The sequence below is a fragment of the Tardiphaga sp. genome, assembly GCF_028290495.1.
GTDB lineage: Bacteria > Pseudomonadota > Alphaproteobacteria > Rhizobiales > Xanthobacteraceae > Tardiphaga.
This window is the reverse complement of the sequence record NZ_JAQGJT010000139.1, coordinates 54,643-67,987: the sequence shown is the minus strand read 5'-3', so window position 1 is coordinate 67,987 and position 13,345 is coordinate 54,643. Positions and strand designations below refer to the sequence as shown.

The 13,345-nt window shown below is 64.6% G+C and carries 15 protein-coding genes, 1 other RNA gene and 1 pseudogene; 11 read left to right on the top strand and 6 right to left on the bottom strand.

The features are described from left to right. Positions 1–228 (top strand): annotated as a pseudogene (locus tag JWQ24_RS21550) (methyl-accepting chemotaxis protein); the annotation flags it as partial. A 12-nt stretch (positions 229–240) separates the two neighbouring features. Here the strand turns inward: JWQ24_RS21550 and JWQ24_RS21545 are convergent. From JWQ24_RS21545 to JWQ24_RS21525, 5 genes are all read right to left on the bottom strand, one after another. After that, positions 241–1,065: a TIGR00282 family metallophosphoesterase gene (locus JWQ24_RS21545; RefSeq protein WP_299812378.1), complete on the bottom strand. Its 825-nt coding sequence runs from the start codon at positions 1,063–1,065 to the stop codon at positions 241–243. Between the two features lies 1 nt (position 1,066). After that, a complete protein-coding gene (locus JWQ24_RS21540; RefSeq protein WP_299812376.1) occupies positions 1,067–1,663 on the bottom strand; it encodes a 5-formyltetrahydrofolate cyclo-ligase in 597 nt (198 codons plus the stop codon). Positions 1,664–1,743: 80 nt separating this feature from the next. After that, positions 1,744–1,903, bottom strand: a non-coding RNA gene (ssrS, locus tag JWQ24_RS21535) — 6S RNA. Between the two features lie 57 nt (positions 1,904–1,960). Beyond that, entirely contained in the window at positions 1,961–2,344 is a 384-nt protein-coding gene (locus tag JWQ24_RS21530) for a cell division protein ZapA (protein WP_299812374.1), read from the bottom strand. Then, positions 2,341–2,682 carry a DUF4164 domain-containing protein gene (locus JWQ24_RS21525; RefSeq protein ID WP_299812372.1) on the bottom strand — a complete coding sequence of 114 codons (342 nt, stop codon included), beginning with the start codon at positions 2,680–2,682 and terminating at the stop codon, positions 2,341–2,343. Before JWQ24_RS21525 ends, JWQ24_RS21530 begins: the two co-directional genes overlap by 4 nt. Before the next feature lie 300 nt (positions 2,683–2,982). On the opposite strand from JWQ24_RS21525, the gene tkt reads away from it, so the two are divergent. The 3 genes from tkt to JWQ24_RS21510 all read left to right on the top strand — a co-directional run bounded on the left by tkt (position 2,983) and on the right by JWQ24_RS21510 (position 7,428). Further along, a complete protein-coding gene (tkt, locus tag JWQ24_RS21520; RefSeq protein ID WP_299812370.1) occupies positions 2,983–4,968 on the top strand; it encodes a transketolase in 1,986 nt (661 codons plus the stop codon). A 120-nt stretch (positions 4,969–5,088) separates the two neighbouring features. Then, positions 5,089–6,099, top strand: coding sequence for a type I glyceraldehyde-3-phosphate dehydrogenase (gene gap, locus JWQ24_RS21515; RefSeq protein ID WP_299812368.1), 1,011 nt, complete (start codon positions 5,089–5,091; stop codon positions 6,097–6,099). 123 nt (positions 6,100–6,222) lie between these two features. Next, positions 6,223–7,428: a phosphoglycerate kinase gene (locus tag JWQ24_RS21510; RefSeq protein ID WP_299812366.1), complete on the top strand. Its 1,206-nt coding sequence runs from the start codon at positions 6,223–6,225 to the stop codon at positions 7,426–7,428. Positions 7,429–7,452: 24 nt separating this feature from the next. On the opposite strand, the gene JWQ24_RS21505 is transcribed toward JWQ24_RS21510, so the two are convergent. After that, complete coding sequence (locus JWQ24_RS21505) at positions 7,453–7,746, bottom strand: hypothetical protein (RefSeq protein WP_299812364.1); 294 nt, start codon at positions 7,744–7,746, stop codon at positions 7,453–7,455. 138 nt (positions 7,747–7,884) lie between these two features. On the opposite strand from JWQ24_RS21505, the gene fba reads away from it, so the two are divergent. The 7 genes from fba (at position 7,885) to JWQ24_RS21470 (ending at position 13,326) form a co-directional block, all read left to right on the top strand. Next, positions 7,885–8,952, top strand: coding sequence for a class II fructose-bisphosphate aldolase (gene fba / locus JWQ24_RS21500; RefSeq protein ID WP_299812361.1), 1,068 nt, complete (start codon positions 7,885–7,887; stop codon positions 8,950–8,952). An 83-nt stretch (positions 8,953–9,035) separates the two neighbouring features. After that, positions 9,036–9,245, top strand: coding sequence for an antitoxin MazE family protein (locus tag JWQ24_RS21495; RefSeq protein WP_299812359.1), 210 nt, complete (start codon positions 9,036–9,038; stop codon positions 9,243–9,245). Further along, on the top strand, positions 9,242–9,565 hold the full coding sequence (locus JWQ24_RS21490) for a type II toxin-antitoxin system PemK/MazF family toxin (protein ID WP_299812357.1): 324 nt from the start codon (positions 9,242–9,244) through the stop codon (positions 9,563–9,565). Before JWQ24_RS21495 ends, JWQ24_RS21490 begins: the two co-directional genes overlap by 4 nt. 48 nt (positions 9,566–9,613) lie before the next feature. Beyond that, positions 9,614–10,642, top strand: coding sequence for a class I fructose-bisphosphate aldolase (locus tag JWQ24_RS21485; protein ID WP_299812388.1), 1,029 nt, complete (start codon positions 9,614–9,616; stop codon positions 10,640–10,642). Further along, positions 10,639–11,322, top strand: coding sequence for a thiamine phosphate synthase (locus JWQ24_RS21480; RefSeq protein ID WP_299812386.1), 684 nt, complete (start codon positions 10,639–10,641; stop codon positions 11,320–11,322). The genes JWQ24_RS21485 and JWQ24_RS21480 overlap by 4 nt, the downstream gene beginning before the upstream one ends. Before the next feature lie 7 nt (positions 11,323–11,329). Then, the gene (locus JWQ24_RS21475; protein WP_299812355.1) at positions 11,330–12,436 is read left to right on the top strand and encodes a tetratricopeptide repeat protein; all 1,107 of its coding nucleotides are present in this window, start codon (positions 11,330–11,332) and stop codon (positions 12,434–12,436) included. A 101-nt stretch (positions 12,437–12,537) separates the two neighbouring features. Further along, the gene (locus tag JWQ24_RS21470) at positions 12,538–13,326 is read left to right on the top strand and encodes an inositol monophosphatase family protein (protein WP_299812354.1); all 789 of its coding nucleotides are present in this window, start codon (positions 12,538–12,540) and stop codon (positions 13,324–13,326) included. The last annotated feature ends 19 nt before the right edge of the window (positions 13,327–13,345 follow it).

Sequence of the window (13,345 nt, the reverse complement as noted above, 5' to 3'; positions counted from 1 at the left end):
CCGCAGCGGCCGGGCGACGTCGCCTTCAACACCGCCAACTCGCGCAACCGCCGCATCTTCAACGATCCCGCGGGCCTTGCGGCTGGCCGCAACACCCGCGCCTATCTGGTCCAGAGCTACGCCCGCGACATGGGCAACGGCATCACCGTGATGATGCGCGAGATCGATGTACCAATCCGCGTACAGGGCCGGCACTGGGGCGGGTTTCGGACGGCGTACAAGCTCTGACGCCTAAGGCCCTCAGTTGACCCAGAACTCCGGCACCGCTTGCGACAGGCGACCGCCGAGGCGCACCGGCCCAACATGCACGGCAAGCCCGGTCTTGTCGTCGGTCTCCACCGCAACGCCGGATAGCGTCGCCGGGCCGAAGGCCGGCTCAAAGCGCCCGGACGGAATCCCGGTGGTGAAGCGCCGCACCGGCTCTTCCTTCTGCATGCCGATCACGGAATCATAATCGCCGGTCATGCCGGCGTCGGTCATGTAGGCAGTGCCACCCGCCAGGATCTGGTGATCCGCGGTTGGCACATGGGTATGCGTGCCAACGACGAGGCTGACGCGGCCGTCGCAGAAGTAGCCCATGCCCTGCTTTTCGCTGGAAGCCTCGCCGTGGAAATCCACCACGATGGCGTCCACCGCTTCGACCAGCGGGCAAGCATCGATCTCTTTGCCGACGGCACTGAACGGGTCGTTGAGCGGCTCCATGAAGACGCGGCCCATCGCATTCATCACCAGCGCGCGGGCGCCATTCTTCGCATCGATCATTGCCGCGCCTCTGCCCGGCGTGTGGCGCGGGAAATTCAGCGGCCGGATCAGGCGCGGCGCGCGCTCGATGAACACCAGCGCCTCCTTCTGATTCCAGGCATGATTGCCGAGCGTCACCGCGTCGGCGCCGGCGTCCACCAGATCGTTGTAAATCGTCTCGGTAATACCGAAGCCACCGGCCGCGTTCTCACCATTGATGACGACCAGATCAAGCTTCCAGTCGCGCACCAGGCCCGGCAGGCGGTCGAGGATGATGGTGCGCCCGGTCTTGCCGACCACGTCGCCGATGAAAAGAATACGCAAATCAAATGCTCCGGAAATCGATTACTCGGGTTTCCGTTAGCACATAATCCAGCTTTACGTCGTGCGGCTGGGCCGGCACGGCCTCGATTTCCTGCAGGTCGAAGGCGAGCCCGATCGCGATGAACGGTTTTGTCACCCGCAACAGCGCGAAGGTGCGGTCATAGTGCCCGGCGCCGTAGCCGATGCGATGGCCGGCGCGGTCGAAGGCGGCAAGCGGCACCAGCAGGATGTCCGGCAGCAATTCCGGTGCCTCCATCGGCGGCTCAGGGATGCCCATCTCGCCGGGAACAAGCGCATCGGCGGGTGACCACTGGCGGAACAGCAGCGGCTCATTGCGGGCGACCACCACCGGCAGCGCGAGGCGCGCGCCATGCGTTGCTGCAAGCTGCCGCATCAGCGGAAACGGATCGATCTCGCTGCGGATCGGCGAATAGCCGGCGATGATGCTGCCGCGGATGATCGGCAGCGGAAAAACGTGCGACGCGACCGCCTGCGCCGCGGCACGGCGTTGCGTGCCGGAGAGTTCGGCGCGCAGCGCAAGGGCTGCGATGCGGAGCGTCGCTTTATCGTTGTCTGAAGAACCGGGCGTCATCGACATTCAGCGCCGGCGCTGAAGTCTCGCCTGATGGTGCGGATGTGAGCGGCGATGTTCAAATCGACAACCATCAAAAATAAAAGTGCGAAGCCGCGGTGGCCGTTGAAGCACTCGATCCCGGAGCACCTACGAAAGTAGGTGGGCACCATGTAGCCAGGTCCACGGACCTGGCCAGGGACAGTTCCCGTGAGGATCGATAAGGCCCCGGGGATATGTGGCTCCTGACGCGCGACGCAGCCTCGCAAGCGCAATGTAGGCGCTATGGATGGCGGACGCCAGTGGCAACGCGGCCCTATCCACCTAGCCGATGGCGATGCCGCCGCCGATGGTGCGGTTGAGAATCTGGGTGGTCTTCTCGATGCGGTCGGCCGCAGAATTCAGCGCGGCGGCAACCGCGCTCTGCGTGGCCCTGGCACGGTCAGCAGCGACCACACGGACATCGCGCAAGGCGGCGAGTTCTTCTTCCAGCGCGCGGATGCGCTGGTTGGCGTCGAGCAGTTCATCGGCCACCGTCAGCGCGGCCATCACCGTGAGGCGCGCGTCGCCGATCTCGCCGAACTTGCCGCGCAAATTCTCCACGCGGGATTCCAGGCTCTCGGCCAGCCGCAGCAGCCGGGCTTCCTGGCCCTCTTCGCAGGCCATGCGATACTGCCGGCCATTGATGGTGACGTTGACGTGACTCATGCGGCATCGTCCGTGGTGTCGTCAGCCTCGAGCACGGCGCGGATGCTGCCGATCGCCGCATCGAGCTTGTCGGCGATGTCGCGGTTGGCGCGCTCCAGCCGGCGCGATTTCACCAGCGTACCGTCGAGCTCGTCGGCGAGCCGCGAGCGGTCGGCGCCGAGCGCCTGGATTCGCGTCGCCAGCTCGTCCTCATCGCGGTCGGCCTCACGGCGGCGCTCCACAGCGCTTTCCAGCGACGCCAGGGCCGCCATCAGCCGCCGCGTCGCCGCGTCGATCTCCGCCATCCCGCTCTGGGCGGGATCCGGGCTTGCAGGACCATAAGCGGGGCGATCGATCATTCCGGACGCGGGACCTTGAGTGACGAAGCTCGGTGAAAACCGGCCGGGACGCAAAAGCCACGGCTCGGCAAGCCTTTAGGCGCGGAAATTTACGTGGCAAGCAAGCCCCGCGCAACGCCGCACGGAAGCTATGCACCGCAAAGCACCACAAAATGGCGCGGAAAAGCCCAACCGGCTTGGACTCTGATCCGGGCAGATGCTATCCAGCCCCCCTCCACTGGCATACCACGACTTGCTGCAACGCCGCATTCTCCAGCGGATGCACAACGTCCCCAACATCTCACTTCAGGCGGAATGAACATGGCGCAGGTTGATCACAATAAAATGGCCAATGCGATCCGCGCACTTGCGATGGACGCTGTCCAGCAGGCCAATTCCGGCCATCCCGGCCTGCCGATGGGCGCCGCCGACATCGCGACCGTGCTGTGGTCCGAGTTCCTGAAATTCGACGCCGCCGATCCGCGCTGGCCGGACCGCGACCGCTTCATCCTGTCGGCCGGCCACGGCTCGATGATGCTCTACGCGCTGCTGTATCTGACCGGCAACGAGGACGTCACGCTCGACCAGATCAAGAAATTCCGCCAGCTCGATTCGAAGACCCCGGGCCACCCCGAGAGCTTCATGACCGCCGGCGTCGAGACCACCACCGGTCCGCTCGGCCAGGGTATCGCCACCTCGGTCGGCATGGCGCTGGCGGAGCGGCTGCTCGCCGCCGAATACGGCGATATCGTCGACCACTATACTTATGCGCTGTGCTCCGACGGCGACCTGATGGAAGGCATCAGCCACGAGGCGATGGCGCTGGCCGGCCATCTGAAGCTGTCGAAGCTAATCTTCCTGTGGGACGATAACGGCATTTCGATCGACGGCCCGCTGTCGCTGACCGACAGCGTCGACCAGGTCGCGCGCTTCAAGGCGCACGGCTGGAACGCGGTGCATGTCGACGGCCACGACCAGGCCGCCATTGCCGCTGCGATTCGCGCCGCGCAGAAGGCCGACGCGCCTTCCTTCATCGCCTGCAAGACCACCATCGGCTTCGGCGCACCGACCCGGGCCGGCACCTCGAAAGCCCACGGCGAGCCACTCGGCGCCGAGGAACTGGCCGGCGCCAAGAAGGCACTGGGCTGGAACTACGGCCCGTTCGAGATTCCCGATGACGTCCTCACCGCCTGGCGTGACGTCGGCAAGAAGGGCGCCACGGCGCATGCCGAGTGGAAGAAGAATTTCGACAAATTGCCGGCCGAGCAGCGCAGCGAATTCCAACGTCGCATCGACCACAAGCGTCCGGCCGCGATGGCCGAGGCCATCGGCAAGTTGAAGGACAGGCTGATCGCCGAGCCGCAGACCATCGCGACCCGCAAGGCCAGCGAACTGGCACTCGAAGCGCTGGTGCCGGTGATGCCGGAACTGCTGATCGGCTCCGCCGATCTGACGCCGTCCAACAACACGCGCACCAAGAACGCCAAGGACGTGAAGCCCGGCGATTTCAGCGGCCGCTACATCCATTACGGCATCCGCGAAATGGGCATGGCCGCCGCGATGAACGGCATTTCCGCCCACGGCGGCTTCGCACCGGCCGGCGGCACCTTCATGTGCTTCACCGACTATGCGCGGCCCTCGATGCGGATCGCGGCGCTGTCGCACATCCCGGTGGTCTACATCATGACCCACGATTCGATCGGTCTCGGCGAAGACGGCCCGACCCATCAGCCGGTCGAGCATCTGGCTTCGCTGCGCGCGATGCCGAACATGCGCACCTTCCGCCCGGCCGACGCGATCGAGACCGCCGAATGCTGGCTGCTGGCGCTGGAAAACACCAAGGGCCCGACCGTGCTGGCGCTGTCGCGCCAGAACCTGATCCCGGCCCGTACCGTCGCCAAGGCCGAGAACCTGTGCGCCACCGGCGGCTACGAGCTGATCGCCGCCGACGGCGAAGCCAAGGTGTCGCTGTACGCCTCCGGCTCCGAAGTCGAGATCGCCGTCATCGCGCAGAAGCAGCTTGCCGCGAAGGGCATCGCCACCCGCGTGGTATCGGTGCCATCGCTCGAACTGCTGCTGCAGCAGCCGGCGACAAAGCAGGATGCCATCATCGGCAAGGCGCCGGTCAAGATCGCCATCGAGGCCGCGGTGCGGTTCGGATGGGATGCCGTGATCGGCCATGACGGCGTGTTCATCGGCATGACCGGCTTCGGCGCCAGCGCCCCGGCCAAAGACCTCTACAAGCATTTCGGCATTACCGTCGAAGCCGTGGTGGAAGCCGCGACGCGACGTCACAACGCGGCTTAACCCTGTCGGAACGCTGGCGATTCAGACGCATTGCGCCAGCGTTCCATTCAGGGCATGAAACGGTCGTCAAGCGCACTATATATGAGCAACATCAAGGTTTTGAGCTAAGGGAGAAGTTGAATGGCAGTCCGGGTTTCGATCAACGGGTTTGGCCGCATCGGCCGCAACGTCCTGCGGGCGATCTATGAGTCCAAGCGCACCGACATCGAAGTCGTCGCCATCAACGATCTCGGCTCGGTCGAGAGCAACGCGCACCTGCTGCGCTTCGACAGCGTGCACGGCCGTTTCCCCGGTGAAGTCACTGTCGACGGCGACAGCATCGATATCGGCCGCGGCAAGATCAAGGTCACCGCGGTGCGCGATCCTAACACGCTGCCGTGGAAGGACCTCGGCATCGACATCGCGCTGGAATGCACCGGCATCTTCAGCGCCAAGGCGAAGGCCTCGATGCACCTCACCGCGGGCGCCAAGCGCGTGCTGGTGTCGGCGCCCTCCGATGGTGCTGACGCGACTATCGTTTACGGCGTCAACCACAAGACGCTGACCAAGGACCATCTGGTCGTCTCCAACGGCTCCTGCACCACCAACGCGCTGGCGCCGGTCGCCAAGGTGCTGAACGAGCTGGTCGGCATCGAGACCGGCTTCATGACCACGATCCACGCTTACACCGGCGACCAGCCGACGCTCGACACGCTGCACAGCGATCTCTACCGCGGCCGCGCCGCGGCGATGTCGATGATCCCGACCTCGACCGGCGCCGCCAAGGCGATCGGCCTGGTGATGCCGGAACTGGCCGGCAAGCTCGATGGCGTCTCGATCCGCGTGCCGACCCCGAACGTCTCGGTGATCGATCTCAAGATCATCGCCAAGAAGTCGGTCACGGTCGCCGAGATCAACGCCGCCTTCAAGGCAGCTGCCGAGAGCGGCGACCTCAAGGGCATCCTCGGCACCACCGCGCACCCGAATGTGTCGATCGACTTCAACCACGATGCGCACTCCTCCACCTTCGCCTTCGACCAGACCAAGGTGCAGAACGGCACGCTGGTCCGCGTGCTCAGCTGGTACGACAATGAGTGGGGCTTCTCGAACCGCATGGCCGACACCGCCGTCGCGATCGGCAAGCTGATCTAACCAGCGTGTTCCGGGCGCGGTGCATTACTCGGTGATGCACCGCGCCCGGGACCGTTTCAATCCGTCGCGGTCCCGGCTTCGCGGTGCTCCGCATCGATGCACCGCCTCCCGGGACACACGCACATGACCAATTCCTTCCGCACCCTCGACGATGTCAACGTCTCCGGCAAACGCGTGCTGGTGCGCGTCGATCTCAACGTCCCGATGGATAACGGCCGCATCACCGACGCGACACGGCTCGAGCGCATCGCACCAACCGTCACCGAGATTTCCGGCAAGGGCGGTAAGGTGATCCTGCTAGCGCATTTCGGACGCCCCAAGGGCGTCGATCCCAAGCTGTCGCTGAAGCCTGTCGCCGCCGCGCTCGCCGGCGTGATCGGCAAGCCGGTCGCCTTCGCGGACGATTGCATCGGCGACGTCGCCACCAAGGCCGTTGCCGCCATGCAGGATGGCGACATTCTCTGCCTCGAGAACACCCGCTTCCATCCCGGCGAAGAGAAGAACGATCCGGCCTTCGTGGCCGAACTGGCGGAGCTCGGCGACATCTGGGTCAACGACGCCTTCTCCGCCGCGCACCGCGCCCACGCCACCACCGAAGGCCTTGGACACAAGCTTCCGGCCTTTGCCGGCCGCACCATGCAGGCTGAGTTGGATGCGCTCGGCAAGGCACTGGATGCACCGACCCGTCCGGTGATCGCCATCGTCGGCGGCGCCAAGGTGTCGTCGAAAATCGACCTTTTGGAGAACCTGGTCACCAAGGTCGATGCGCTGGTGATCGGCGGCGGCATGGCCAACACCTTCCTGCACGCGCAGGGCATCGGCGTCGGCAAGTCGCTGTGCGAGAAGGATCTCGCCGCGACCGCGCTGCGCATCATCGACAAGGCGGAAGCCGCGGGCTGCGCGATCATCCTGCCGGTGGACGCCGTGGTCGCGTTTCATTTTGCGGCCAATGCGCCGTCGCAGGCCTATGGCCTCGACGCCATTCCCGCCGACGGCATGATTCTCGACGTCGGCCCGCAATCGATCGTTCGCATCAATGCCGCGATCGATGACGCTGCGACCCTGGTCTGGAACGGCCCGCTCGGCGCGTTCGAGATGACGCCGTTCGATACCGGCACCGTATCCGCAGCGAAGCACGCAGCAGCGCGCACCAAGGCCAGGAAGTTGATTTCGGTTGCTGGTGGCGGAGACACCGTGGCTGCGCTGAACCACGCCGGCGTGGCCGATGATTTCTCCTATATCTCCACCGCCGGCGGCGCCTTCCTCGAATGGATGGAAGGCAAGCCTCTGCCGGGCGTGGACGTGCTGCGGGCGGCGGCAAAGGGCTGACAACAGCATTGTCGGCCGCGGTGTTTATGCTATGTTCCCGTCCTGACTCACAATCCGAGAGATGTCACGCTGGATGTTCTGATCAAGATTCAGGAAAGCATCGGCGCGCTCCGGTCCGAGTTGGGGCAGTTCAGACTTGCAACCGAGGCACGGTTTGAACGCATTGAAAGCATCATGCACAAACAGCGCCGCGATAGCGCCGGCATGCTGGTGATGATGTGCGCGACAGCCGGTGATTTTGACCTGCGAGTGAATGAGGTCGAAGAGCGTATCTGCGTTGGAAGCTAGGACGAGCTGAGAATCGCTGCGCTCCTTCACAGTCCTCCCATTAACCTCCGCATTATCCGCGACGTTCGGCGACTTGGATTCCTGCGGTCACCGCGGTAATAGCGAGGCTGCCTTCTCCGGTTGCCGGTCACGCAGACCGCACCGCCCCACCTCTCACCAGGAGTTCCCATGGCCCGCATTACGCTGCGTCAACTGCTCGATCATGCCGCGGAACACGATTACGGCGTGCCGGCCTTCAACATCAACAACATGGAACAGGCGCTGGCGATCATGGAGGCGGCGTCGAGCGTCGACGCGCCTGTGATCATCCAGGCCTCGCGCGGCGCCCGCTCCTACGCCAACGACATCATGCTGAAGCACATGATGGACGCCGTCACCGAAATCTACCCGCAGATCCCGGTCTGCGTACATCTCGACCACGGCAATGGCCCGGCAACCTGCATGACCGCGATCCAGGCCGGCTTCACCTCGGTGATGATGGACGGCTCGCTGAAGGCCGACGGCAAGACCGCCGCCGACTGGGACTACAATGTGTCAGTCACCAAGACGGTGACCGACATGGCACATCTCGGCGGCATTTCTGTTGAAGGCGAGCTCGGCGTGCTCGGCTCGCTGGAGAGCGGCATGGGCGAAGCCGAGGACGGCCACGGCGCCGAAGGCCAGCTGTCGCACGACCAGCTTTTGACCAATCCCGACGAGGCCGTGAAATTCGTCAAGGAGACCCAGGTCGACGCGCTGGCGATCGCGATGGGCACCTCGCACGGCGCCTACAAGTTCACCCGCAAGCCGGACGGCGATATTCTGGCCATGAACGTGATCGAGGAAATCCACCGCAAGCTGCCCAACACCCATCTGGTGATGCACGGCTCCTCCTCGGTGCCGCAGGACCTGCAGGACATCATCAACGCCTTTGGCGGCCAGATGAAGCCTACCTGGGGCGTGCCGGTGTCGGAAATCCAGCGCGGCATCAAGAACGGCGTGCGCAAGATCAACATCGACACCGACAACCGGATGGCAATGACCGGCCAGGTCCGCAAGATTCTCAGCGAGAACCCCAGCGAATTCGACCCGCGCAAATATCTGAAGCCGGCGATGGACGCGATGGTCAAGCTCTGCAAGCAGCGCCTGCAGGAGTTCAATACCGCCGGCCAGGCCAGCAAGTTCAAGAAGGTCTACACCACCGCCGACATGGCGAAGCGCTACGCTTCCGGTGAACTGGCAGCCAAGATCGCCTGAGCGGGATCGCCTGATCTTCCCGTTTCGTTCTTGAAGGCTCGGCAGGCCTGCCATATGTTACATGTAACGTATGGAGGTCTGCCATGACCGACGGAGCCGGGCGCGTGCGCAAGCACCGCGACAAGATGAAGGCCGCCGGGTTAAAGCCGGTGACCATCTGGGTGCCGGATTTGAACGCGCCGGGATATCGGGAAGAGATTCGCAGGCAGTGCCTGATCTTGAAGAATGATCCGCAAGAGCCGAGAATTCTGGCAGAGATCGAGCAGTGGTTCGACCATGAAGGCTGGAAGTGAGACGGGGCGAAATCGTCTCCGTCGTCATTGCCGGCGACTTTGGCAAGCCGAGACCTGCACTTATCGTTCAGGCCAACCAGTTCTCTGACATTCCTTCTCTGGCGGTCCTGCCGCTCACCAGTGATTTGCGCAATGTACCAGCGGTGCGTATCGACGTTGATCCCGACACGTCCAATGGGCTTATGCTTCCGTCGCAGATCATGGTCGATAAAATCGTGACGGTAGAAACCAACAAGATCGGTGCAAGGATTGGTCAGCTGTCGGGCGAAGGAATGGCAGCGGTAGATCGCGCTTTGGCCGTCTTCCTGGGCTTCGCCTGACAACCGTCACCTTTGACCTTCAATAACGCTACCATGCAGGACCGCCCGATGAACCTCGCCGATCTCAACAAAATCGCCCGCGCCATGACCGCAACCGGCAAAGGCTTGCTGGCGGCTGATGAGTCCGGCGGCACGATCAAGAAACGCTTCGATGCGATCGGCGTGGAGTCGACGGAGGCGTCACGCCGCGACTATCGCGAGATGATGTTTCGCTCCACGGAGGCGATGTCGAAGTTCATCTCCGGCGTGATCCTCTATGACGAGACGATCTGGCAGAATGCTGCCGATGGCACGCCGCTGGTGAGACTGATCGAACAGGCCGGCGCTATCCCCGGCATCAAGGTCGACGAAGGCACCCAGGCGCTGCCGGGCTGCCCCGGCGAACTCATCACCTCAGGCCTCGACAAGCTTGCTGAGCGGCTGGCGAAATATTACGAGCGCGGCGCACGGTTCGCGAAATGGCGCGCGGTAATCGATATCGGTAGCGGCATCCCCAGCATGACGGCGATCCACGTCAACGCGCATGCGCTGGCGCGCTATGCCGCACTGTGCCAGGCCGCGCAGATCGTGCCGATCGTCGAGCCGGAAGTGCTGATGGACGGCGACCACGACATCGACCGCTGCGTCGAGGTCACCACGCGCGTGCTCAACAAGACGTTCCAGGAATTGCGGGTCCAGCGCGTTGCGCTGGAGGGCATGGTGCTGAAGCCGAACATGGCGATCTCCGGCAAGAAATCGAAGACGCAGGCAAGCGTTCAGGAAGTCGCCGAGAAGACCGTGCGGATGTTGAAAAACTGCGTGCCCGCGGCGGTGCCGGGGATAGCCTTCCTGTCCGGCGGCCAATCCGACGCCGACGCCACCGCGCATCTCGATGCGATGAACCGGATGGGTGGATTGCCGTGGCCGCTGACCTTCTCCTATGGTCGCGCGTTGCAGGCGGCGCCGCAGCAGACATGGGCCGGCCTGGCTGCCAATGTCGGCGCCGGCCAGCAGGCCTTCACGCATCGTGCACGAATGAATTCACTCGCCAGCAAGGGCGAGTGGACCACCGATCTTGAAACCGAAAAGGCAGCATAGTCTTGGCTAAGCCCGTTCCACCGCCGCCCGCGCCGCGGCTTTATCTCGCGACGCCGTTGCTGGAAGATCCCGCCGCGCTGATCGCCACCCTGCCGGAACTGCTCAAGAAGGCGGACGTTGCCGCCGTACTGGTGCGGCTGAAGACGACCGACCAGCGCACCATGATCTCGCGCATCAAGGCGCTGGCGCCGGCGATCCAGCCAAGCGGCGCAGCGCTGCTGATCGACCGCCACGCCGAACTGGTGGCGCGTGCCGGCGCCGATGGCGCCCATATCGACGGCATCGAGGCGCTTGAAGACGCGATGTCGTCGTTGAAGCCGGACTGGATCGCCGGCGTCGGCGGCTTGCCGACCCGGCACGATTCGATGGCAGCAGGCGAAGCCGGCGTCGATTATGTGCTGTTCGGCGAGCCCGACGCCAAGGGGGAGCGTCCCTCCGTGGACGCGATCGCAGAGCGGTTGCAATGGTGGGCCGAATTGTTCGAGCCGCCTTGCGTCGGCTACGCCGCCACACTCATTGAAGCCCGCGAATTCGCCGCGGCCGGCGCGGATTTCGTGCTGGTCGGGGACCTGATCTGGGACGATCCGCGCGGCCCCGCGGCGGCGCTGGTGGACGCTGAAGCGGCGATCAGGCAGGGTCATGCCTCGATATCGACCAAAGCCAGCGCCGAACAGGATTGACGCCGGAATGAAGGTTCTGCGTTGCCTCACTCTTTTGGCTGGATGCGCGACCGCTGCGCTGCCGGCGTCGGCGCAGATTTCGCTGACGCCGCCTGCGACCCTGGCGCCGCCGCCGGCGGCGAGCAAACCGGCTCCGCTTAGACCGACCCCGAAGCAGGAACCGAAGGTTGCCGCGCCCGCCAAGGCGCCTGCTGCGGCCAAACCGCCCGCGGCGGTCAAGAAGCCTGCCACTTCGCCTGCCGCCAAGCCTGCGGAGCAGGCCGCCGCGCCGGGCGACCCCAACCTCGATCTGGTGTACGGCGCCTATCAGCGCGGCCAGTACAAGACCGCCCTCGAGCTCGCCACACGGCGCGCGCAGGAGAACAACGATCCCAAGGCGATGACCATGCTCGGCGAGCTCTACGCCAACGCGATGGGCGTCAAGCGCGACTACGCCAAGGCGGCGGAGTGGTATCAGCGCGCCGCCGAGCGCGGCGACCGCGAGGGCATGTTTGCGCTGGCCATGCTGCGGCTGTCCGACCGCGGCAAGACCGGCAACCGCGAGGAAGGCGCCAAATGGCTGGCCTCCTCCGCCAAACTCGGCAATCCCAAGGCCGCGTATAATCTGGCGCTGCTGTACCTCGACGGCCAGACCTTCCCGCAGGACCTCAAGCGCGCCGCCGAGTTGCTGCGGGTAGCGGCCGATGCCGGCAACCCCGAGGCGCAATACGCGCTTGCCACGTTCTACAAGGAAGGCACCGGGGTCGAGAAGAACGTCGACAAGGCGGTGCGGCTGCTGCAGGCGGCGTCGCTGGCCGATAATGTCGATGCCGAGGTCGAGTATGCCATCGCGCTGTACAATGGCACCGGAACACCGAAGAACGAAGCCGCCGCCGTGGCGCTTCTACGCAAGGCGTCGAAACAGAACAGCCCGATCGCGCAGAACCGGCTGGCGCGGGTACTGATTGGCCGCAACGACCCCGCCGACAGACTGGAGGGCCTGAAATGGCACATTGTCGCCAAGACCGCCGGCAAGGGCGACCTGTTCCTCGACGAGGCACTGGCCAATGCCACGCCGGAGGATCGGACCAAGGCACAGGACGCCGCGCGCAAATGGCTTGGCAGCCCCAAATGATCGGCTCTTGACCTTCGCGCACTTGCAGGGCACCCATCGCCCCAGCAAATCCCCTGTCCTTCTAATTGAGACCTGACTTTCAGGTCGTCTTGAGCGAAATCATGATCAATTCAGCCCTGATGAACGTCATGGTGAAGGCCGCACGCCGTGCCGGCCGCAGCCTCAAGCGCGACCTCGGCGAAGTCGAGAACCTGCAGGTCTCGATGAAGGGCCCGGCAAATTACGTCAGCCTCGCCGACAAGCGCGCCGAGGAGATGCTGTACACCGATCTCAACAAGGCGCGTCCCGGCTACGGCTTCCTCGGCGAGGAAGGCGGCAGCCGCGAAGGCACCGACAAGAGCCATTGCTGGGTGGTCGATCCGCTCGATGGCACCACCAACTTCCTGCACGGCATTCCGCATTTCGCGGTGTCGATCGGCCTTTTGCGCGACGGCGTCCCCTTCGCCGGCCTGATCTACAATCCCGCCAATGACGAACTCTACATGGCCGAAAAGGGCTCGGGCGCGTTCCTCAACGACACGCGTCTGCGCGTCGCCGGTCGCAAGCAGCTCAACGAATGCGTCATCGCCTGCGGCCTGCCGCATCTCGGCCGCGGCGACCACGAACTGTCGCGCCGGGAAATGACCGCGCTGCAGCCGAAGGTCGCCGGGCTCCGCCGCTTCGGCGCGGCGTCGCTGGATCTGGCCTACGTCGCCGCCGGCCGTCTCGATGGCTACTGGGAGCGCAACTTGAAGCCGTGGGACATCGCGGCCGGTCTCGTGCTGGTCAAGGAAGCCGGCGGCACCGCCGGCGACATCCACGGCGGCGACGTGCTGAAGACCTGCAACGTCGTGTGCGGCAATGAGTACGTCAACGGCGAGCTGACGCGCATCCTCAAGCCGCTGGTGTGACAACCGCCAGCAGCCCCAC

What these genes read in the sequence shown, in the direction of transcription:
- JWQ24_RS21530 (WP_299812374.1), bottom strand. Translation starts at nt 2,344, where the DNA reads ATGAGTCACGTCAACGTCACCATCAATGGCCGGCAGTATCGCATGGCC.
- JWQ24_RS21475 (WP_299812355.1), top strand. Translation starts at nt 11,330, where the DNA reads ATGAAGGTTCTGCGTTGCCTCACTCTTTTGGCTGGATGCGCGACCGCT.
- JWQ24_RS21470 (WP_299812354.1), top strand. Translation starts at nt 12,538, where the DNA reads ATGATCAATTCAGCCCTGATGAACGTCATGGTGAAGGCCGCACGCCGT.
- gap (WP_299812368.1), top strand. Translation starts at nt 5,089, where the DNA reads ATGGCAGTCCGGGTTTCGATCAACGGGTTTGGCCGCATCGGCCGCAAC.
- JWQ24_RS21485 (WP_299812388.1), top strand. Translation starts at nt 9,614, where the DNA reads ATGAACCTCGCCGATCTCAACAAAATCGCCCGCGCCATGACCGCAACC.
- JWQ24_RS21510 (WP_299812366.1), top strand. Translation starts at nt 6,223, where the DNA reads ATGACCAATTCCTTCCGCACCCTCGACGATGTCAACGTCTCCGGCAAA.
- JWQ24_RS21525 (WP_299812372.1), bottom strand. Translation starts at nt 2,682, where the DNA reads ATGATCGATCGCCCCGCTTATGGTCCTGCAAGCCCGGATCCCGCCCAG.
- JWQ24_RS21540 (WP_299812376.1), bottom strand. Translation starts at nt 1,663, where the DNA reads ATGTCGATGACGCCCGGTTCTTCAGACAACGATAAAGCGACGCTCCGC.
- JWQ24_RS21495 (WP_299812359.1), top strand. Translation starts at nt 9,036, where the DNA reads ATGACCGACGGAGCCGGGCGCGTGCGCAAGCACCGCGACAAGATGAAG.
- tkt (WP_299812370.1), top strand. Translation starts at nt 2,983, where the DNA reads ATGGCGCAGGTTGATCACAATAAAATGGCCAATGCGATCCGCGCACTT.
- fba (WP_299812361.1), top strand. Translation starts at nt 7,885, where the DNA reads ATGGCCCGCATTACGCTGCGTCAACTGCTCGATCATGCCGCGGAACAC.